This is a genomic window from Mammaliicoccus sp. J-M41 (assembly GCF_022385935.1).
Classification (GTDB): Bacteria; Bacillota; Bacilli; order Staphylococcales; family Staphylococcaceae; genus Mammaliicoccus; species Mammaliicoccus sciuri_A.
In genome coordinates, this window is sequence record NZ_JAJNIR010000013.1 from 32,346 (window position 1) to 53,839 (window position 21,494).

The 21,494-nt window shown below is 30.8% G+C and carries 19 protein-coding genes; 6 read left to right on the forward strand and 13 right to left on the reverse strand.

Annotation, left to right across the window (positions count from 1 at the left end; all coding sequences use genetic code 11):
- Positions 1–54: 54 nt before the first annotated feature.
- Complete coding sequence (gene norA / locus LQ686_RS06915) at positions 55–1,200, reverse strand: multidrug efflux MFS transporter NorA (protein ID WP_107572835.1); 1,146 nt, start codon at positions 1,198–1,200, stop codon at positions 55–57.
- Positions 1,201–1,353: 153 nt separating this feature from the next.
- Here norA and LQ686_RS06920 point away from each other — a divergent pair, with 153 nt between their 5' ends.
- A complete protein-coding gene (locus tag LQ686_RS06920; protein WP_119495308.1) occupies positions 1,354–2,169 on the forward strand; it encodes a MerR family transcriptional regulator in 816 nt (271 codons plus the stop codon).
- A 43-nt stretch (positions 2,170–2,212) separates the two neighbouring features.
- Here the strand turns inward: LQ686_RS06920 and LQ686_RS06925 are convergent, their stop codons facing one another.
- The 5 genes from LQ686_RS06925 to LQ686_RS06945 form a co-directional block, all read right to left on the reverse strand.
- Positions 2,213–3,232, reverse strand: a complete 1,020-nt coding sequence (locus LQ686_RS06925) for a DUF418 domain-containing protein (RefSeq protein ID WP_158258748.1) — start codon at positions 3,230–3,232, stop codon at positions 2,213–2,215.
- Positions 3,233–3,365: 133 nt separating this feature from the next.
- Positions 3,366–4,049 (reverse strand): hypothetical protein, encoded by a 684-nt coding sequence (locus tag LQ686_RS06930; RefSeq protein ID WP_107590514.1) that lies wholly within the window; start codon positions 4,047–4,049, stop codon positions 3,366–3,368.
- On the reverse strand, positions 4,042–4,923 hold the full coding sequence (locus LQ686_RS06935) for an ATP-binding cassette domain-containing protein (protein ID WP_239733222.1): 882 nt from the start codon (positions 4,921–4,923) through the stop codon (positions 4,042–4,044). The genes LQ686_RS06930 and LQ686_RS06935 overlap by 8 nt, the downstream gene beginning before the upstream one ends.
- Positions 4,910–5,281: a GntR family transcriptional regulator gene (locus tag LQ686_RS06940; protein WP_025905784.1), complete on the reverse strand. Its 372-nt coding sequence runs from the start codon at positions 5,279–5,281 to the stop codon at positions 4,910–4,912. The genes LQ686_RS06935 and LQ686_RS06940 overlap by 14 nt, the downstream gene beginning before the upstream one ends.
- A gap of 219 nt (positions 5,282–5,500) precedes the next feature.
- Positions 5,501–6,202 (reverse strand): alpha/beta hydrolase, encoded by a 702-nt coding sequence (locus tag LQ686_RS06945; protein WP_239733223.1) that lies wholly within the window; start codon positions 6,200–6,202, stop codon positions 5,501–5,503.
- A gap of 157 nt (positions 6,203–6,359) precedes the next feature.
- Between LQ686_RS06945 and LQ686_RS06950 the strand changes: the two genes are divergently transcribed.
- Positions 6,360–6,962 carry a DJ-1/PfpI family protein gene (locus tag LQ686_RS06950; protein WP_239733224.1) on the forward strand — a complete coding sequence of 201 codons (603 nt, stop codon included), beginning with the start codon at positions 6,360–6,362 and terminating at the stop codon, positions 6,960–6,962.
- 41 nt (positions 6,963–7,003) lie between these two features.
- Positions 7,004–7,903, forward strand: a complete 900-nt coding sequence (locus LQ686_RS06955; RefSeq protein WP_239733225.1) for a macrolide 2'-phosphotransferase — start codon at positions 7,004–7,006, stop codon at positions 7,901–7,903.
- Between the two features lie 38 nt (positions 7,904–7,941).
- On the opposite strand, the gene LQ686_RS06960 is transcribed toward LQ686_RS06955, so the two are convergent.
- Positions 7,942–8,943, reverse strand: a complete 1,002-nt coding sequence (locus LQ686_RS06960) for an accessory Sec system protein Asp2 (protein WP_239733226.1) — start codon at positions 8,941–8,943, stop codon at positions 7,942–7,944.
- A 227-nt stretch (positions 8,944–9,170) separates the two neighbouring features.
- On the opposite strand from LQ686_RS06960, the gene LQ686_RS06965 reads away from it, so the two are divergent.
- On the forward strand, positions 9,171–9,968 hold the full coding sequence (locus LQ686_RS06965; RefSeq protein ID WP_239733227.1) for a glycerophosphodiester phosphodiesterase family protein: 798 nt from the start codon (positions 9,171–9,173) through the stop codon (positions 9,966–9,968).
- 314 nt (positions 9,969–10,282) lie between these two features.
- Positions 10,283–11,383 (forward strand): acyltransferase, encoded by a 1,101-nt coding sequence (locus tag LQ686_RS06970; protein ID WP_394882030.1) that lies wholly within the window; start codon positions 10,283–10,285, stop codon positions 11,381–11,383.
- A 97-nt stretch (positions 11,384–11,480) separates the two neighbouring features.
- On the opposite strand, the gene LQ686_RS06975 is transcribed toward LQ686_RS06970, so the two are convergent.
- The 6 genes from LQ686_RS06975 to LQ686_RS06995 form a co-directional block, all read right to left on the reverse strand.
- Positions 11,481–13,367 (reverse strand): DUF5776 domain-containing protein, encoded by a 1,887-nt coding sequence (locus tag LQ686_RS06975; RefSeq protein ID WP_239733228.1) that lies wholly within the window; start codon positions 13,365–13,367, stop codon positions 11,481–11,483.
- Between the two features lie 16 nt (positions 13,368–13,383).
- Complete coding sequence (locus tag LQ686_RS06980; protein WP_239733229.1) at positions 13,384–15,549, reverse strand: bifunctional glycosyltransferase/CDP-glycerol:glycerophosphate glycerophosphotransferase; 2,166 nt, start codon at positions 15,547–15,549, stop codon at positions 13,384–13,386.
- Positions 15,550–15,794: 245 nt separating this feature from the next.
- Positions 15,795–15,923: a hypothetical protein gene (locus LQ686_RS14185; protein WP_275584216.1), complete on the reverse strand. Its 129-nt coding sequence runs from the start codon at positions 15,921–15,923 to the stop codon at positions 15,795–15,797.
- A gap of 381 nt (positions 15,924–16,304) precedes the next feature.
- Entirely contained in the window at positions 16,305–17,951 is a 1,647-nt protein-coding gene (locus LQ686_RS06985; RefSeq protein WP_239733230.1) for a phospho-sugar mutase, read from the reverse strand.
- Positions 17,952–17,968: 17 nt separating this feature from the next.
- The gene (gene galU / locus LQ686_RS06990) at positions 17,969–18,841 is read right to left on the reverse strand and encodes a UTP--glucose-1-phosphate uridylyltransferase GalU (RefSeq protein ID WP_239733231.1); all 873 of its coding nucleotides are present in this window, start codon (positions 18,839–18,841) and stop codon (positions 17,969–17,971) included.
- Positions 18,842–18,997: 156 nt separating this feature from the next.
- On the reverse strand, positions 18,998–19,870 hold the full coding sequence (locus tag LQ686_RS06995) for a MurR/RpiR family transcriptional regulator (RefSeq protein WP_239733232.1): 873 nt from the start codon (positions 19,868–19,870) through the stop codon (positions 18,998–19,000).
- 157 nt (positions 19,871–20,027) lie between these two features.
- Here LQ686_RS06995 and LQ686_RS07000 point away from each other — a divergent pair, with 157 nt between their 5' ends.
- Positions 20,028–21,434, forward strand: coding sequence for a 6-phospho-beta-glucosidase (locus LQ686_RS07000; protein ID WP_103361670.1), 1,407 nt, complete (start codon positions 20,028–20,030; stop codon positions 21,432–21,434).
- Positions 21,435–21,494 lie beyond the last annotated feature (60 nt).

The window sequence follows — 21,494 nt, forward strand, 5'->3', positions numbered from 1 at the left end:
CTTCTCCCAAAAAAGAAAGTCAGGGACATCACGCGAGGTGTCCCTGACTTTTTATTAGAATTTTAATTTATCTGGTCTATAAAATGCGATGATAATTGAAGCGATGATAAAGAATGCCATGGCTATAAATAACGGGAAGTCGATTTTAATATCGAATGCTGCCCCGGCTACCAATGGCCCTATTAAGTTACCAACACTTGTGGCGGCTGAGTTCAAGCCACCTGCAGTACCTTGGTTATTACCTGCTAATTTAGAGAAATAGTTCGTCATAGATGGTCTGATCAAATCAAATCCTATAAATATTACGAAACTGACTAACATCACTGTAATGTAGTGAGAAGCATATACAAAAGCTCCTAGAATTAACACTGAATAAATTAATGAGAATAGCGTTAATTTAATTTCACCGATCTTACCGACAAGTTTCTCGAATAAGAATAATTGGAATATAACCCCTACTATAGCGCCACCTGTAATCGCGATAGAAATATCTTTCGGTTCAAAGCCTACTTTCTCTGCTGTATATAATGAGAACATTGTTTCTGTAGATGCTAAACCGTAAGACAATATCAACATAATGATAATCGGTACAACAAACAATTTATATGGAAATGGCTCTTTGACTTTTGGACGTGCTGTTTCATTTGTATCATCGTCACTTGCTTCTTTTAAAAGGAATACCGAGAATAACAAAGCGATGATGCCAAGTACACCAGCAAAATAAAAAGGCATTCTATGCGAAATTTCTGCTAAGAATCCTCCTACACCCGGTCCAACTATGAACCCTGTATTAATAACGGCTGACATATAACTAAAGTTCTTTGCTCTATTTTCTGAAGTTGACAAATCACCTATCATACCATTTACACCAGGCATGACAAACGCTGCACTAATGCCACCTAATACTCTTGAAACTAAAAGTATTGAAAATGTATTACCCATCGCGAAAATAAATTCTGAAATGGAGAATAATAGCAGGCCGATAATGATAATAATTTTTTTACCAAACTTATCTGCAAATCGTCCTCCAAACGGTGAAGCGATCATTTGGAACATTGCAAATACTGCGACCAGCATGCCTAAATCACTTCCATTTAAATCTAAATCATGCAAAATTGTAGGTAATACTGGTATGACAATACTAATACCTAAAAACATTAAAAATATATTAAAATATAAAACGTTTAACTTATTATTCATTTTAGACCTCCTTCTTCATTACTTTTACAAATATTAAGTGATTTTCACTATATTCTAATCTATTTATTTTGATTTGCATAACATAATGCAATCTTTAATATATACAATTTATAGTGTATAGTAACTATACAGTCAATAGGAGGAACTTAATTTATGCAAAAAATTAATCAAATACCTATAAGTGAGTTTGCAAGCTTAACAAATGTTAGCCGTCAGACACTCATATACTATGATAAAATCAATCTTTTCAAACCAGATTATAAGAACGAAATTGGCTACCGATATTACTCCATTAAACAAATCGAACTTATAAGTGTAATAACTTTATTGAAAGAACTCGGCATGCCATTGAAAGAAATTAAAGAATATACACAAAATAAATCACCAGAGCACTTCTTAAATTTAATGACGCAACAGAAGAAAACGATTCAAGAACAGAAGAAGCATTTAGAATACAATGAAATGATCATTGATAGTAAGATTCAACTCATTAGAGACGCTATGGAAACATCCTTTGAAAAAATTGAAATTGAAGAATATGATGAAATGACTTTCTATATCAGTGACAACATCGCGAATGCTTCAGAACTCGATTTCTTAATATCGATTAACCAGTTTATTGATGAGCTGAAATCACACGAAATTTTTTCTAGTCAGCCAATCGGTGTCGTAACCCATAAAAATGATATTTTAAGTGGTAATTACTATCATTATAGTTATCTATACGTGAATATCCCAAATTCTAAAAAGCACTATAAAAATACCGTTACGTTAAAAGGTAAATATTTAGTCGGTTATTATATAGGAATTGATGAACATGTTGAAGAAGCGTATAACAAAATGTTAAATAAAATAGATGAATTGAATTTAACAATGGGTGAATATGTATATGAAGAATATGTATTTGATTCAGTTATTAAAAATAATGAGAATGAATATATCACTAAAATTATGATTGAAGTCATATAAAAAAGCATAGACTCCGGGATATCATCTCCCAGACTCTATGCTTTTATTTTATTGGAAACATCTTAAAATACGTACCGATTTTCCATAAGTATTCTAACGGACCATATTTAAAGTAACTTAACCATAAACTTGAGAATATTAGCTGTATCACAAGAATAATTAAACAAAGATTCGCCGTATGTATTAAACGACAATCTGATAATCCTAATCCATAGCTAAACAATAGTATCAACAACGTCTGCCCGATATAATTCGTAAGTGCCATTTGCCCATATGTTCTTAACGGTTTCAATAATTGTTGTACGACTTTATATTGTAATAACGTGACGAGTATACTAAAGTAACAGATCGTCATGATAGGACTCAAAATTAAAATAAATTGATTTGTTAAAGCGTATTGTTTCAAATATTGTGCTTCAGTAATACCTGTATATTTAATCGCTTGATAAGAAGCGCCAACGTAAATTTGATTTAAATAATAGATGCCGATTACCGAAATGATCATCGAAATTACCGCAATAATGGCATAATACTTTCTATGCTGAAACATTTTTTGATGTAGACCAAATTGAGCAAATGTTAAACCTAAAGTGAACAGTGGAAGCGGCATTAATATTTTTCCACCTAAGCCAATCGCTACGCATAAGAGTACGATACCGATTACGAAATTCACCCACTTATTCACTTTAAACAGTGGTAGTAGCACTAAACCAAATATGGCGTAAACAAGCAATACCTCTCCCGGTTGAAGTTGCATATGCCCTAATCCTAACAGCGCCAATATCAAAATTCTCCTCAAATAAATCACATATGGATGTTCACTTTTCGCTTTTGCACGATTAATAAAAATATAAAAACCAACACCAAACAAAAATGAAAAAATCGACATAAATTTTGATTCAATAAATATATCTAAAAATTTCTGATAACGAACTTCTACTATTGAAAAATCAAATGGTACTTGTATTATGCTTGAAACATTAAGAAAAATAATGCCTAATAAAGCAAATCCTCTAATATAATCTAATTCATAAATACGATGATTCGATGCAGTTGGATTCATGACATATGCCCCCTTTAATTCCTTGTTATAATTTATCATTTATATAAAGAAATACAACGAACAATATTGTCACATGCCTTGTCACATCGCATTAAAAAAGACTAGGACAACTAGCCCTAGCCTCAATATAATACTATGCCTTCAATCTTGCTTGAATCATAATTGGATAGATACATAATGCTGATATGATTCCAACTGCGCCTAATATATGAAGCATTTCATAAATATGTTGATATACCCATTTGAAGAATGGCGTAAAATCACCAAGTACAAACCAGATAAATACGATGACACCTAGAAATAGTACACCGATCATTGTTGGGATAACACCTATGCGATAAATAATCGCACCGAGTAAGAAACAAATTCCTGCGATAAACAATATAGCTAGGAAATCCACCCACATACTATCCAATCCACTAGCATTAGGTAGTATATCCGATATTCTCATAAGTGTTACATCACTATTTGTCTCACTTGCTACACGCTCTAATATAAAGCTAATCACTTCTTGAATGATAAGCATCATAACTATAAATATAATGTAACTTAGCCATAAACTTACGATATACTGTCTTCTTGTCGCACCAAGTTCAATTGATGATTTAAGTGGATCACCAAACATGAATAATGGTAAGAAACCTAAGATACCGTATACCGGTCCAGATAATAAAGGATTAAATGAATCTGATGGTCCAATATAAAATCCAATTACAAAGTATATCGCGGCTAAAACAACAAGTACGATACTAAACGTATATAATTGTACTTTTAGTTCTTTAAAGATAATCGAGAAAGACCCTTTTAAATCACCCATGATTAGCCTCCTTTGTCATCGTCATATTCACTAAATAATCTTGAATACTTGCTTTATCAACTTTCACATTCAACGCTCTACACTGTTCTTGTAACGCTGCATCATATGGAATATCCGCCATCACTTTATGCTGACTCATAATCGTTGATTGCTCGATAATAGCATCCTCCGAAGTAATTTGATGGATATCTTCTAATTTACCAACTAATATCGCACCTCTAGATTGAAAGTATTCTATTGGCTCATGTAACTTCACACGATGATCAGATATCACGATGAGCTTTTCACATATTTTCTCAATTTCTTTAATATGATGAGACGCAATCATGATATATCTCGGATCCGCTTCGAACGATTCTCTCAACGCTTGTGTAAACAACTTTCTCATATAAGCATCTAATCCGTTTGTCGGTTCATCTAACATCGTCACTGGTGCATGACTTGCGAGCCCAATCACACTTTGAACCATTGACTTCATACCTTTAGAAAAGTTTCGAATCTTCTTCTTTCGTGGTAGTTCAAATAAATCTATTAAATAATCCGCTTCTACTTGATCCCAATTGTCATTGAACATCGCTGCAAATTTCATCGCGTCATTTACATTCCATGACTTTCCGAAAAAGTGATTCTCTCTTAAATACGTAATTTGCTTTGAAGCTTCTGCATTGTTATAAGGTTTATAATTTAATATCGCTATGTCACCTGAATTTTGTTTTTCTTGACCTGACATGAGTTTCATTAACGTCGTCTTACCAGAACCATTTCGTCCCCATAAACCAATAATCATTGGTTCATCATCTTGAAGTGTTAAATCTTGAAGTACATATTCGTCTTTGTACTTAAACGACATGTTCTGAATATCAATGATTGTCATAGTCTTGTTCCACCCTTCTTATGAGTTCTTCCTTACTTATATTAAGTCTCTTAGCTTCTTTAACCATGTTTTGGATATAAGAGTTTGAGAAGTCTTGCATTCTTGTATTTACGAGCTTGTCGCGCGCATCTTCAGCTATAAATACACCAATCCCTCTCTTCTTAGCTACAATGCCTTCATCCATCAACAGTGCAATACCTTTTTGAGCCGTCGCTCTATTAATATTGTAAAAGTTTGAAAGTTCCGTTGTGGAAGGTATTTGTTCGCCTTCTGACAAAAGTCCTTCAACTAAATCATCTTTAATCATATCTGCAATTTGCAAAAATATAGGTGTATCTTCATTTAAAGTAGGTTTCATTTTCATTCTCCTTATCCTATAACATGATTGGTTGATTAGTTGTGTAATCAACTATAATATCATTCATGTTATTTGTCAAACATTCTTCATTTATTTCATTCGTCCTAAACGATGTTAACCCCTATTATATCAGCAATTCACATACGTTAAATTTAATTTATTAAAACAAAAAAAGACTTAGACACCTCATCATGTCTAAGTCTCTTATAATAATTACATCTAAAACAATGTATGAATCGCTTTGTCGAAATATTTTTCAAAGTATTCATGTCTATGAATGCCTTCTTTATCTGTTATAAACGTTAAAGTCGACGCATCATTGATCAACTTCTCTTTCACCAACTCAACGGCTTCATACGTATTCGGTACCATCCATTTTAATATATTAGGATATTCTACTCCTTCTTGCTCTCCTACATACCAATAAATATGACGTGGATACTCTATTGGTTTGCTATTTTTAATAAAATCTATAAAGTTCGGATACCACATAGAAGCAGACATTAAAATATAGCTACCAAATAAGTGTGGACGTGTTAATAAAGCATATAATGAGACTAACGCGCCGAATGAGCCACCACCGATTGCTAAATATTCCGCTTCATCAAAGATATGATAATGTTCTTTAAGAAATGGTATTAATTCAAATTCCAACATATCTAAATATTGATCAGCTTCTCCCGCATAATGAGCTTGATCGACTTGCTCTTCCCATGGTGTATATTCCCTATTTCTATCAACCGGTTCAATACCGACATACATAATATCTCGCGGCTTATCTTCAATCAGTTTATTAAATATATAATCCCCATCTTGAACGATAACTGTCTTGAATGGTTTAGGATTTTGTTCATCATAACCAACTGGCATAGCTACCGATACGAATCGATCATTCCATAAAAATTTTTGTACTACTTGCATAACTTTTCACTCCCGTTATATTCCCTTCTATAATTGAGAAACGTTATCATTTATTACATCATACCACAAATACCGTTAGTTATCATTTGCATATGAGATGCCTTTGTATCATGATTAAAATAATCTTTAAATAAATTTAACAAGGGGTGTTATTTTTATGAAAAAAGCGCTAATCGTTCTTACAGAAGCATATGCAGATTGGGAAGTCAGTTACGTTGCTGCAGAACTCGCTATGTCACACGGATTTAAAATCGATACAGTATCATTAGGTGAATCAACTGTTACATCTATCGGGCAATTGAAGACAATCGTTGACTATACAATAGATGACATTAAAGAGCCTTACGATGCTTTAATTATCATTGGCGGTAACAATTGGTCACAAATTGAAAATGAACAACTCGTACAACTCATTAAGACATCTTTAGACAATAATATTGTTGTAGGCGCAATATGTGCAGCCGTTGACTTCTTTGCACGAAATGGATTACTTACGGGATATAAACATACAGGAAATGATTTAAACCAATGGACGACTGAAGAGAAATACAAAGCCTATACAAACGCATTAGACTTTATGAATGAAGATAGTGTTGTTGATAAGAACCTCGTCACAGCAAACGGGTCCAGTGCAGTAGACTTTGCTTTTAATGTAATTCGTGCATTAGGGCTTCTAGATTACAAAGAAGCGGAAAAACAAAAATACTTTTATAAATCAGGTTATGTATCTTATAAGATGAAATACGGAGAAATTGGATAAGAAGCGAGAAATATAAAAATAACCTTTAAGGAGCGCTCAATATGACACAACATGAAAACATTGTCACGATTGCCTCACAATGTGGTTTAGATATTCAACCTGAATCAATTTCAATAAATGAATCAGGTCTTGATTTTCAAGTAGCATTTGCTGAAGATAGACATGGTATTGAATGGGTATTACGCATACCGAGAAGACCAGAAGTGTATGAACGAACAGATTCAGAAAAAGAAACCGTAGACTTCGTACAACAACATGTATCATTTGAAGTCCCTAATTGGCAAATTCATAAAGAAACATTAATTGCATATCCTAAATTAACAGGCGTACCTGCAGCTACAATTGATCCTGAATTACAACAATACGTATGGGAAATAGAACATAAACCCGTACCTCAGAATTTTATTGATACACTAGCAGAAGTACTCGTTGATTTGCATCGAATAACAGACGAAGAACTCGCTTCAAGTGACATTAAGACGACAACGATTGAACAAATCAAAGCAGATTATCAAGAACGTATGCATAAAGTGAAAGAAACATATGGTATCTCCCCTGACCTATGGAATAGATGGCAAACATGGTTAGAGAATGATGAGCTCTGGCCAAATCATGTCACGATGATACACGGAGACTTGCATCCAGGTCATATTATGGTGGATAAAGAAGCAAATGTGACAGGTCTGATAGATTGGACAGAAGCCAGTCATGCAGACCCGTCCAATGATTTTATGGGGCATCATCGTGTATTTGGCGATGAAGGATTAGATGAGCTAATAGAAGCTTATGATAAAGCTGGTGGCACGACTTGGCCATATATGAAAGAACATATTATTGAATTGAATGCAGTATTTCCAATGTTTATCGCTGAATTTGCGCTTGCTTCAGGAGAAGCGGCATATGAGAAGATGGCAAAGAAAGAATTAGGCGTTGATCAGTAAGATAATATCAAAAAAGGTTAGCTCGTGTGAGCTAACCTTTATATATGTGTTGCAAAGAAATTATTTAAGATGGTTAATTGTTCCGGCACGCTATTTCTTGAAACTTCTGGATGTGACGTAATATGTTTATCTGCTAAGTTGATTTTGTAAATCTTAGATGCATCAATACGATCTGTCTGTTTATAATACAGTTCAACATTTTCACTACATATCACGTATTTCGTATATTCATTGCTGTCATCTAAATGCTGATTAATTTGAGGGACTAAATCGTCATTTCTCAAATCTTTTAAGAACCTTCTATCTTTCTGCTCTAGCGCACCACCAATATTCACAATTGGATCTACTGCTAATGTATTCATATCCATCGCCGTACCATGATAAATCGCACCCGTACCACCTTTAGAACCGCCGTAAAGTACAACATGCTCTTTATCAATATTCAGTTCTTCCATCACCTTTAAAATCGTACTCTGAATTTCCTGCTCATATTCAGGATAATTCGTCGTACTAATATAATGAGAGCCATGTGATACATTTAAATCCATTATTCTTAAAGTATAAACATTCTTCACGAGACTTCTCTCAATACCATCAAAGAACTTAGGAAACATCCTGTTCGGAATCAATGAACTATCATATCGCTTAGCATCTGGCATACAAGTGAAAATAACAAGCAACTTCTTAGGCACCTCATCATTTACCTTCCTACCAGCAGGCTCATCTAATGTATAGAAAATATCCTTATGTCTAATTAAATCTTTTCTCTTAAATAATTCATGTACATGTGTTCTCTTATAGAACTTAGAAATCGTCTTTTGATGAAAATACAAAATATAATCATTAGCCAAGATTTCTTTATACATTTCATGTAGTTTACTATCTTGTCTAGCTAACTGAATAAAATTCGAACTGCTACCCGTATCAATTTGAATACGCTTTTGATTCATAAAATCAATAGGCTCATGAAGCGCATAGATTTCTTTAGGTTTATTACGAATTTTCTTAACAAACCTCCCCTTATCAAACAAATAAGCCATAAATATCCCAACCCTCTATTTAGTATTATGTATTATATCTCTCACGTCGTACTAAAAAAGAAATGTTTGTTATAGCTTAACATATTGGGGAGATTGTATAGAAAAAATTATATAAAAAGAACTCAATTAGCTCTATAATTACAAGTGACTAAGAATAATAAACAGGGTATTTTTATGTAAATAAATGATACTATAATAAATAGAAAATAAACTTGTAGGAGAATGACATGAAGAGGTTAATAGGTATTAGTATATTAAATTGTATATTATTAGTTGGATGTGGGAACAGCACTTTAGATAAAGACTATTTAAACATAGCGCACAGAGGCGCAAGTGGTTCTAAACCAGAACATACATATGCATCTTATGATAAAGCCATAAAACAAAATGCAGATTATACAGAGTTAGATTTGCAAATGACTAAAGACAAAAAATTAATCGCAATGCATGATAATAAAGTAGATAGAACTACAAATGGTACTGGATTAGTTAAAGATAAGACTTTAAAAGAAATAAAAAGCTTAGATGCTGGATCGTGGTTTGATAAAAAATATAAAAATGAAAAAGTACCAGAATTAAATGATATTTTGAATAAGTATAAATATAAAACTAATTTTTATATTGAAACTAAACATCCAGATATGTATCCAGGAATGGATGAAAAACTAATAAAAGATTTAGAAAATAATGGTTTGCTTAAACAAAAAAACTTGAAAAATGGTAACTTAATCATTCAATCATTCTCTGAAACCAGTCTAAAAAATATACATAAACTCAATGAAGATATACCGTTAATTCATTTAATAAATGATAAAGATGTAGAAAAATTAAACGACAAAGAATTGGAAAGACTATCTAAATTCACATATGGACTTGGTTTTAATAAAGATGTAATTAATGAAGAATTAGTAGAAAAAATACATAAACACAAATTGAAAGTTCATGTCTTTACACTAAATAATGAACAAGAAGTTAAAGAAATGAAAGATATTAATGTTGACGGTGCTTTTAATAACAATCCTTAATAAGTTTTGATTTTTCTACCTAAAGCAATCAAATCTCATATCGATAGAAAACTAATAGCCCAATCACATATGTGATTGGGCTATTAAAATAGTTACTAGATCATAAAAATTTTTGTTTTAAACACCTCAAGTTTAAATAGACAAAACATATTTTAAAAAATAAAGTGAGAGAGACAATAATTGCTAATATTTTACAAAAGTTAAATTATTATTTTGCAAAAGAAGATTTATGTTTAAAAATACACAATTAATCTTTACTTAATTAAGAATTAAGTATATTATAAAATAAGTTTGATTCAATTTAATTGTGAAGGATGATAATTTTGAAGTATTATAAAGAAATACCTGTTATTAGGGCAATAGCAGCAATAATGATTGTTATAGTACATCTTACGGCTAATTCCTATCATAGAGATAATATTTTTGCTAATGATTGGCTTGGATATTTAAACCAAATTAGTAGATTAGGGACACCTATTTTCGCAATAATAAGTGCTTTTTTATTAACTGCGTCAGTATTAAATAGAGGGTTTGATTTAAAGTATTTTGTTAAATCAAGGTTTTCTAAAATATTTATCCCGTATTTAATTTGGACTAGCTTCTATCTATCGTATCGTTATTTTTACTTACATAATTTAGATGAAAATATAAATGTATTTTCATATTTTATGAAAGGTGACGCCCAATACCATTTATATTTTATTTTAACTGTTATTCAGTTTTATGTTTTCTTCCCTATATTACACAGGGTAAAAAAAGGTGCTCCAATGATAGGCGCATTATGTTTGTCGGCTATTATAAATCTATGGTGGATAAATAAAGAAAATTTCGTGTTACACTTTAAACCTCTAGAAGAATTACTTAATAACCAAGCATTCTTATTTAATTGGATATTCTATTTTATGTTAGGCATAGCACTAGCAAAGTACTACAGCGAATTTCAAGACTTTATAATTAAATACAAAAAGGTATTAAGTGTTTGTATAGGGATTATGTTTGTTGATCTAATAATAAGTATTGATATAAACAATTTATTTACATCAATCCATAGCTATAATTTAATTTATATTCCTTTATTCTTTATTTTTCTAACATACATCTATTCATATATTGAAAAAGAACCTATTTTATTTAATATACTGACACTAATAGGTAACTACTCAATGGGGATATACCTAGTACATGTATTTGTAATGTATACACTCAAAAGAACAAAGTTGTTTGAGAATATAGGAGAAACTTATATGTTTGTACCTACGTTAATTTCAATTTTATCTGTTTCAATTTTCATAGTCTTTCTAATTTCTAAATTGCCTTACGGAAATTATATTGTTCCAATCCCTAAAAAGAAAACAAAAAGCAAAAAATTCAAATCACCAATCTCAACAATGGATTCCAATATAGGAAGATCATAAACCCTTTTAAGAGCAAAAAATTTGGTTTTAATTACACAAAAAAGGTCAGTCCAAAAATGGAACTGACCTTTTTTCTTAACAGTATTTTATTTTCAAATTAATCAATAGGTCTAACAAATTCTTTATTTGCAGTAATAAAACCATTTCGAGTTTTTAGCCTTGGGGTTAACTTTGGCGACATAACAATACTCTCAATATCTACCTCATCGTTTACTTCATAACCTCTAATTATTTCACCTTCAAATTTAGGTGTGTTGTATTCTTTACATCTTTTTAATATACTCACCTTTTTAGGAATATCATATAAATACGAATCTTTATATTCTTCTATTTCTTTAACAAATAATTTATTTGCTGTTATATATGTGCCGTTAGTTAATTGAAGTCTTGGTGTACCTTTAAGTGAGAAAGCAATAGCTGCTACATCAACTAATTCTCCTATATTAAAGCTTAAATCTATTTTTTCTTCAAAATTAGGATCATTATATATATTTAACTTTTTAGTGATGATCACTTTAATTGGATTTTTTATATAATATTTTTGACTAAATTTTTCTTCAACAGACATCTCATTTAGATTATTAACTTTAAATTCAGCCTTAAAATTTTGCCTATTAAGTTTAATATCTTTATTACCATTAGGTAAAAGCATATTTACAGCAAAGGGAATATATTCATTATAAACTATCGTAACATTAAAATTATAAGAAACTTTATTTAACGAGTCTGATTCTACAAGAATGTAATTATCTTTTTCTATGTAATCTACTTCAAATTGATTAGATTCATTATTTATTTCAGTCAATACTACTTTATTAATTTTCACATCATCTTGTTTAAAAACTTTAATTTTTTCATATTTTCTATTATTAATCATATATGTTCCATTGTATATCGCATAGAATTCATCTATTACAGGTAAACATTCACTTAATGATTCAGGCATATCATAATGGATTACATTATCTTTAATATACTTACTAGCATTTCCACCTTTAACATGAATATTAATTAATTCATTAAGCTTTTCATATTCTTTGTTTTTCAATAGATTATAAATATTTATTAACTTTCTATCGCTTATATAATCTTCAATATTCTTGCCATAATCCTCTAATACTTTTAACATTTCATCAAAAATATCATAATATGGCTTCTTATTAAGTCGATTTAAAAAATGTTTTCTATTAAATAATCTAGTTATAAAATCAAGTTCTACAATTCTTGATAATGCCTGATATTCAGCCGTTTCATGTAGTTCTAAATTTAAAACTTCTTTTAAAACATCTAAATTCAAATATGATTTTTCTATAATATCTGTTTGTTTAACTAAAGAATCATTTTCACTATATCTATTCACATGATAAACCGGAACATCATTCATTGATGCAGTATTACTCTTAGATATGGCTTCGATAAAGAATAATTTATCTTCACCATACTTCATATGTTTAAATTCAATATTATTATTAATAATGATACTTCTTTTTAATATTTTTCCTGGTGGCCCAACCGCTCTAAAAATCTTATTTATTTCATAAGGTATTAAATTATTATCTACTTTAAATGAAGTAAATCTAGCTGGATTTGTTATTGACTTATCCTCGTGTTTTATAATTTGGGCAAACCCAACGTCTGAACCGTTTTCTTTTACTTGATTTATTAATATTGGCATTCCTTTAGAGTCTAACCAATCATCTGCATCTAAGAATGTAACATATTCCCCTTTAGCTTCTTTAATACCAACATTTCTAGGTTTCGATGGACTTCCAGAATTTACATCTAATTGAATTACTTTCACAAAATCATGCTGTTTCTCATATTCTTTTAGAATTTCATAAGAATTATCAGTAGAAAGATCATCAATAAATAATGCTTCAATTTTATCTTTACTAATCTCAAGATTCCCAATTGATTCTACACATTCTTTAAGAAACTTTTCTTTATTATATACTGGTACTATTATTGATAAAACCTTTTCCAATATATTACACTCTCTTCTATTTATTATTTATTTCTTTATTAATTAACTCGCCAATATACTTAGATGATTCCCCTTGTTCTAAGCTACAGAATCTTTCATAGAATTCATCAATTTTATCTTGATAAGATTCTTTAATTAAATCTATATCTTTTAAACTATCAGCTAAATCAAATGGATCTTCAATAATCGGTCCTGGTAAATCATTAACATAATCTAAATAAAATCCTCTTAAATTTTTATCATATTTTTCGATATCATATGCAAAGAAGAATTGTGGTCTTTTTAAAACGCCAAAATCAAACATTACTGAAGAATAATCTGTTATTAAGGCATCAGTAATAAGATATAACTCTGAAATATCATCATAATTAGATACATCTATCGCAAAGTTTTCATATCCAGATAAGTCTATAGCATTCGATATTAAATAATGCATTCTTAACAAGATAACATATTCATCACCAATACTTTCATAAAGGTTTTCTAAATTAATTTTCAACTCAAATAAGTATTGACCTTTCTTAATAAATTCATCATCTCTCCAAGTCGGTGCATACATTAAGACCTTTTTACCTTCTGGTATATTCACGTTTTCTCTTATTTTAGAAATAAATTCTTCATCATTTGCATGTGTAACAAGTAAATCATTCCTTGGATATCCAATTTCTAGAACTCTTTCTTCATCCATCCAAAAGGCAGATTCAAATATTTCAGTAGAATAATGGTTAGGTGAAACTAAATAATCCCATCTCGAAGTTTCCATATGGAAATTCCTTTTATATTGTGGTGTCGTTGTACTAGGCATTCTTACAACTTTCATATCATTTGCTAATTTTTTCAATGGTGTTCCGTGCCATGTTTGAATATACTTTTGATTGTCTTTTTTATTTAACGTTAACGGTAACCTTGCATTATTCACCCAAACTTTAGCTTTAGAATAAGCTTTATAATATTCTAAAGACCCCTTTTTTACCTTTAAAGGATTTCCTGGTATTACTGATTTACTAGGATTTTTAAGTATCCACACATACTGGTTCTCAGGATAATTCTTAAGCATATATTCATAGATGTATTTAGGGCTATCACTATAGTTTTTACCACCAAAAGCTTCAAAAACAACTACATTATTGTCAACATTTGATTCATTATCAAACAATGAATAGATAGCCTTATTTTTATTTTTTGTTTTAAGAGCAATACTTTTAAAATGTCTAGCATATTTTCTGAATTTATTAATTTTCAATGCAAGTTCTGGCCTATTCATACGTAATAAGAACATTTCTGTTTGGAATAAGTATTTACCTTCATTTAAATTTGGTGCTTTCAATTCTTTTGCTATTTTACTTAAAAGCATGCCATGTTTTTGATATCGAGATTGAACATCTCTATGAATAGGACTAAACTCTTTCATGATATATGTTTTCATTTTATTTAATAAAAATGTTCTATGAACTTTATTTTTATTTCTCTTCAATGAATCAAAGAAACTTTTTGCGTAATCCACAAATAAAATATCAAACTCTTGTTCAGTTAATACTTTTCCTTTAAATGGATCATAAACTTCACCACGATAATAAAATGGGAAGTTAAATATTCTAATAAATTCATCTACATGTGATGCATAATCAATAATAAATGAATTATCAGTATAAATTTCTAACTCTTCATTAAATTTAACATTATATTTTTTTGCGATACTTGTTTTAAAAATAATGTTGCAGGCTGAGTTCTTTCTCAAGAATGAATTAGCATTTGTTTCATATTTATATCTTTTTACTTTTACTATATTTTGGTTAATATATTGTGGTTTACGTAATGTGAATTTATGAATTGGTGCAATTAATGCATCAAGTCCACTAATATTCTTTAAATAATAACCAATTGCATAAGAAGCAAGTTGATCATCAGCATCTAAAAACATAAAGTAATCAGTACTTACATTTTCAATGGCTTTATTTCTTGCTTTTGCATGACCTTGATTCTTATCAAAATTAATAATTTGTATATCTTTATCATAAGTCTCTAACTCTTTTAATAATATTTCAGTAGTTTTGTCTTCTGATCCATCATTAACAATAATCACATCAAAATCTTGATTTCTTTGATTTTTAAGACTTCTTATACAATCCTGAATATATTCCTCTTTATTGTAATATGTGATAATGACTGTTAATTCATTCATTCTATTTCTCCTTATCTCTCTAACTAGTTACAAATTGAATTTACTTTTAAAACTAAACATTTTAATCCCGAGAATCACTAACTTACGAATAATTATGAACTATTTTTCTTTCTGTTTAATTTTTACGATTTTAAAATTTCTAATAACGTAAGAATGCAACCTTACATAAACTATTAAGGTTGCTTAATATTAGTATTTTATTTTAATAGAAACTATGATCAGTATATTTTATAATTAAAGATCTACTATTCTAATTCAGCTTCTTTTACTTCACCATCTCTAATTTCTAAGTAATCTTGCATAATATTTTGTATATAAATCAAAATTGCCATAGAAACAAATGTTATACTTATAAATTTTGTGAAATTTTTCATTATTAACCCCTCAGCCCAAATTTAATTATTTTTATTCTATTTCATATTGGATAACTTTAATATTTCCATATTAATTTCAATTATTATTTAGAAATACTAAATTCGACACTTTATATACAATGATTATATCATGTTATTTTTAAATAAAAAGTGTTTTTTTAGATTTCAAAACTTTTTTCTACAAGATTAATAACATTTAGCTAGTTTTAATTTTGCTAAATTCATTTATTTCTTTTAATCCAATACATATTTTATCAACTAAGTAATTAATTGTTGATTTCTTTTTAGATTATCTCTATTTCTTACATTAAGTTTTCTAAATTTAATCATAAGAAAAGCAACCTCTCATTTTTTCTGAAAGGTTGCTTTTCTTTTTCTTACTTATTTCAAACTAAACCTATCTTCAAACTCCTCAATCACATCATCTAATTTCTCAACGTCTAATGAGAAGTACAGTTTCATTTTAGGTTCTGTTCCTGATGGACGGACTGCTATAAATCCTTCTTCAAATATGAACTTAATGAGATCTGTTTGTGGTAAGTGAATGGTTTGGGTCTTACCTGTTTTAACATTAAGTGATTCTTTCGTTATATAGTTTTCTATAAACAATGGTGTTAAGTTCGAGATTTCTATGGACTCAAGTTGCTTAAATTCGTTCATTAAACGATTTATTTTCTCTCGTCCTTCTGCACCTTCAAATGTTGGTGAGAGGGTCTTGTCTTTATAATGACCATGTTCTTGATAAATATTATCTAATACGTCTTTGAATGTCTTGTTTTCTTGTGCTAGTTGTTCTTTATACTTAATCAATAATGCTGCTGTTTGTATGGCATCTTTATCTCTAGAGAAGTCATCTACTAAATAGCCATGGCTTTCTTCGAAAGCCAGTACAAGCTTAGACTCATTATTTTCCAAATTCTTTAATTGTTCTGAGATATATTTAAAGCCCGTTAAGACATTAATAACGCCGATATTTAATGATTGAGCTAATTTTTCACTTAATGCACCTGTTACGACAGATTTAATGATGTATCTATTTTTAGTATCCAATAGCTGAATATTTCTCATTTTCAAAAGTAATAATCCTATTTCATTACCATTGAAATATCTTGATGATCCATCTTGATATCTTTCAACGACACCTAATCTATCTGCATCTGGATCTGTCGCTAATACAAGTTGTGCTTGTTCTTGTTCAGCGAGTTGTTTACCTAAGTCAAATGTATCTTCCGCTTCTGGATTCGCAATATTAACAGTTGGAAAGTCTCCATTTGGCTTAGATTGTGCTTCTTCTACTACATAGTTTGTATACGACAAATCTTCAAGTACATCTGACAATAGAGGCAAACTTGTTCCGTGTAAACTTGTTAACACTGTTTTTGTTTGCGATGTTTCAAATGAACCGACAAGTTCTTTAACTGCATCTTTATATGCTTTAGTCGTCTCTCCCTTGAATGGCAGAATCAATCCACGTTCCTGCAATGTTTCAAACTCATCAGTTTGTATATTTAATAGGTCTTCCACTGTATCAATATAACGACTTAATTCTATTGAAGGCTCTGTTAATAACTGTCCACCGTCTGGACCGTATACTTTAATGCCATTATAGTTCTTAGGATTATGACTAGCAGTAATCATAATACCTGCTGTTGTTTTTAAGTGTCTCACTGCGAATGACAGTTCTGGTGTCGATTTATATGTTTCTGGCAAGATAACTTCTATCCCATTTGTAGCGAGTACTTGTGCGATTTCAATCGCAAATTCTTGAGATAAGTGTCGTGTATCAAAATGAATCACCACTTTAGGTTCATTCGTTATGTTTCTTAAATATTTAGTTAATCCTAAAGCAAACTTTTGAATCGTGAATTTATTTAATCGACCTGGACCGATTCCGAACGTACTTCTTATACCTGCTGTCCCAAATGATAAGACATCTGTAAATCCCGCTTCAATCTCTTCTTCTGTTTGAACATTATAAAATTGTTCAACTAAGCTTTCAGATATTCTTTGTTCCCATTGTGCTCTCAAAGTTCTATCCCCTTCACCTAAATGTCTAAAGATTGTAGATAACGTTTAATTTCTTCACGCATTTCTTGGTCTTTCAATGCATATTCTATCGTTGTCTTCACAAATCCTATTTTCTCACCAACGTCATAACGTTGACCTTCAAAGTCATATGCATAAACTTTATCATCTTTATTTAAACGTTCGATGGCATCTGTTAATTGAATCTCTCCGCCACTACCTTCATCTTGATTTTCCAGGTAATCAAAAATTCTTGGAGATAACACATATCTACCCATAATCGCTAGATTTGATGGTGCAGTACCTTGTTCTGGTTTCTCCACAAATCGATTTACTTCATATAAACGTTCCACTTGATCCTTTGGATCAATAATACCATAACGATGTGTTTCTGTTTCAGGCACTGTCTGCACACCAATTACAGATTTACCTGTCGCTTCATATTGTTCCATTAATTGTTTAATAGCCGGATTATCAGATTCCACAATATCATCACCTAACAGCACAGCAAATGGTTCGTTTCCGATGAATTGTTTCGCTGTATAAATCGCATGTCCTAATCCCTTTTGTTCTTTCTGTCTGACATAGAAGATATTCGCTAATTCTGTTGAATATTGAACTCTATCGAGTAATTCAAGTTTACCTTTTTCATATAATGTTGTTTCTAGTTCTTTTTGAATATCGAAATGATCTTCAATCGCACGTTTATGTTTACCCGTCACAATAATAATATCTTCAATTCCAGCACGCGCTGCTTCTTCGACGATATATTGAATCGTCGGTTTATCTAATATTGGTAACATTTCTTTAGGCATTGCTTTAGTAGCAGGTAAAAATCTTGTTCCTAATCCTGCTGCAGGTATAATTGCTTTTTTTATTTTATTGTTATCCATTTTAAGTTCCCTCACTAACAAGCTTTTTAAACTATCTATATTAATCGTCACTTTTTATTACATCATTACACATTATAAATTACATTTTCATAATTCGCGAGTAATGACATAAATAATGATGCTTTTAAATCCCATATTATTCAATATTATCGTCAATCACTTATTCTCCTGTATCATCTTATTATGCGTCACGCGGTTATCGAAATTTTTAGCGATATTTATTTTATAATCTGTATGTTTGTCATAATCTGTTCCATACACGCAAGCATACAATATATCCATTAAGAAACTGATGGAATCTCGTGTTGTAAAGTTGCTAATTTTGGAATATAACTTTTCTCTTGTTGAGATGCGTAATGTACTGTCTGCGTATTTGGTTACTGTATTTTCACCAATACTTGTGAGTCCGATAATTGGAATATGCTTTTTCTTTAACATCGGTAATAATTTCATGATGCTTTGATTTTCACCACTATATGAAATAAAGATGGCACATGTATGTTTCGACGACTTCTCTATTTCAAAATGGGGTTCGAGTGCACAGAGTTTAACGGTCTTGCCAATTTGATTCATTCTCATTTCAAAGTCTTCGCATATCATCAAATTGTGATACAATCCAAATATTTTAATGGTTTCCGCTTCTTTTAAATACGTGACTGCTTTATCCAATTCTTGATGATCGATTAAATGCACAGTGTCGTCTATCGTTGTTTGATTGAGTCTCGCTAATTTATGGCTAATGGACATGTTATTATCAGATGCATCAAATGGGAAGTTTGCGTCTATTGATTCATAATGTCGGTTTAAGTATTCTATTTCTTCTAAATAATGATCCTTTAACTCTAACCAGCCGTCGAATCCTAACTTTTTAGCTATGCGAATACCAGTCGAAGGATGTGTATATGTTTCTTTAGAAATTTGATTTAACGCCTTAGACTTAATCCTCTCTCTTTCTTCAAACAAATATTGAATAATACTTTGTTCTGCTTGTGAAAATATATCTTCTTTCATTCTTTCTGTTAAAAGCATATTGATATCTCCTTTTGTAAAAAGTCATTACAAAAATCCGGTTTATTTTTAGGAAATTTGTAAATGCCATTTGATAATGCCCGATTTGCCTTTTTAATGATTACTTCTATTTTATACTTAACGTGTATAAGAAAGAAAATATTAGGAGGTCATTATAATGGAAAAAGGGATAAAAATTGTAACTATCGGTGGCGGTAGCAGTTATACGCCTGAATTGATGGAAGGTTTTATTAAACGATATGAATCTTTACCTTTAAGTGAAATTTGGTTGGTGGACATTCCTGAAGGTAAAGAGAAATTAGAAACTGTCGGCAAAATGGCACAAAGAATGTGGGATGCTTCTCCATATGATGTTACAGTACATTTATCATTAGATAGACGCGAAGCTTTAAAAGATGCTGATTTCGTTACGACACAATTTAGAGTAGGTTTATTAGATGCTAGAATCAAAGATGAACGTATTCCTTTATCACATGGTTTCTTAGGTCAAGAAACGAATGGTCCGGGTGGTATTTTCAAAGCGTTAAGAACAATTCCTGTCTTATTAGATATTGTCGAAGATATGAAAGAACTTTGTCCAAATGCATGGTTAATTAATTTTACAAATCCAAGTGGTATGGTAACAGATGCTATCGTACGATACGGCAAATGGGAAAAAGTACTTGGTCTATGTAATGTACCTGTGAATAGTTTGATTAATGAGCCGGAAATGTTGAATGTTGGTGAAGGAGAACTTACGCATCATTTTGCAGGATTAAACCATTTCCACTGGCATCGAGTTAAAGACGCAAATGGTCATGACGTGACTGATCAATTAAATAAACAATTAGTTGAAGATGCATCATCGTTACCTTCTAATATCTTTGATGTTCCATTTTTCGAAGAGCAATTACAACAAATGCAGCTCATTCCATGTGGTTACCATAGATATTACTACCGTGCAGAAGAAATGCTTGAACATGCACTTAAAGAATACAATGATCCAGAAATCGGTACGCGTGCTGAACAAGTTAGACAAACTGAAAAAGAATTATTTGAACTCTATAAAGATGAACATCTCGATCATAAACCAGAGCAACTAAGTCAACGTGGCGGCACACACTATTCAGATGTTGCATGTGAGACAATTGCATCTATCGCTTCAAATAAAAATACACATGTCGTAGTATCTACTGTTAATAAAGGTGCAGTACCAGATTTAGCACCTGATGATGTGGTAGAAGTGTCAGCATATATCAACGCGACAGGTGCACAACCAATCGCATTCGGTTCCTTACATCCAGCAGAGCGCGGATGGTTACAAGTAATGAAGAATATGGAATTATGTGTAGAAGAAGCAGCCGTTACAGGAGATTACGGATTACTATTACAAGCATTTATTATCAACCCATTAATTCAAAGTGGAGAATCTGCGAAACAAGTAATGAATGAATTACTCATTGCACATAAAGCATACTTACCACAATTTGCAGAAACAATCGCTCAATTAGAAGCACAAGGTGTCACAATTAAAGATGACAAAGCAAGAGCATTGAGCGCAGAAGCATCATTGAAAGAAGTATAAGTAGGAAGATAGAAGTCTTGGATGAAGCGTGAGGCAGTAAAGTGTCTCACGTTTTTTTGT

Bases quoted from the DNA above. Each gene is read 5' to 3' on its own strand.
- LQ686_RS06945 (WP_239733223.1), bottom strand. From the start codon at position 6,202: ATGCAAGTAGTACAAAAATTTTTATGGAATGATCGATTCGTATCGGTA.
- LQ686_RS06965 (WP_239733227.1), top strand. From the start codon at position 9,171: ATGAAGAGGTTAATAGGTATTAGTATATTAAATTGTATATTATTAGTT.
- LQ686_RS06925 (WP_158258748.1), bottom strand. From the start codon at position 3,232: ATGAATCCAACTGCATCGAATCATCGTATTTATGAATTAGATTATATT.
- LQ686_RS06930 (WP_107590514.1), bottom strand. From the start codon at position 4,049: ATGGGTGATTTAAAAGGGTCTTTCTCGATTATCTTTAAAGAACTAAAA.
- LQ686_RS06935 (WP_239733222.1), bottom strand. From the start codon at position 4,923: ATGACAATCATTGATATTCAGAACATGTCGTTTAAGTACAAAGACGAA.
- LQ686_RS06980 (WP_239733229.1), bottom strand. From the start codon at position 15,549: ATGAATGAATTAACAGTCATTATCACATATTACAATAAAGAGGAATAT.
- LQ686_RS14185 (WP_275584216.1), bottom strand. From the start codon at position 15,923: ATGAAAAATTTCACAAAATTTATAAGTATAACATTTGTTTCTATGGCA.
- LQ686_RS07000 (WP_103361670.1), top strand. From the start codon at position 20,028: ATGGAAAAAGGGATAAAAATTGTAACTATCGGTGGCGGTAGCAGTTAT.
- LQ686_RS06995 (WP_239733232.1), bottom strand. From the start codon at position 19,870: ATGCTTTTAACAGAAAGAATGAAAGAAGATATATTTTCACAAGCAGAA.
- LQ686_RS06960 (WP_239733226.1), bottom strand. From the start codon at position 8,943: ATGGCTTATTTGTTTGATAAGGGGAGGTTTGTTAAGAAAATTCGTAAT.
- galU (WP_239733231.1), bottom strand. From the start codon at position 18,841: ATGGATAACAATAAAATAAAAAAAGCAATTATACCTGCAGCAGGATTA.
- LQ686_RS06955 (WP_239733225.1), top strand. From the start codon at position 7,004: ATGACACAACATGAAAACATTGTCACGATTGCCTCACAATGTGGTTTA.
- LQ686_RS06920 (WP_119495308.1), top strand. From the start codon at position 1,354: ATGCAAAAAATTAATCAAATACCTATAAGTGAGTTTGCAAGCTTAACA.
- LQ686_RS06950 (WP_239733224.1), top strand. From the start codon at position 6,360: ATGAAAAAAGCGCTAATCGTTCTTACAGAAGCATATGCAGATTGGGAA.
- norA (WP_107572835.1), bottom strand. From the start codon at position 1,200: ATGAATAATAAGTTAAACGTTTTATATTTTAATATATTTTTAATGTTT.
- LQ686_RS06940 (WP_025905784.1), bottom strand. From the start codon at position 5,281: ATGAAACCTACTTTAAATGAAGATACACCTATATTTTTGCAAATTGCA.
- LQ686_RS06970 (WP_394882030.1), top strand. From the start codon at position 10,283: ATGATAATTTTGAAGTATTATAAAGAAATACCTGTTATTAGGGCAATA.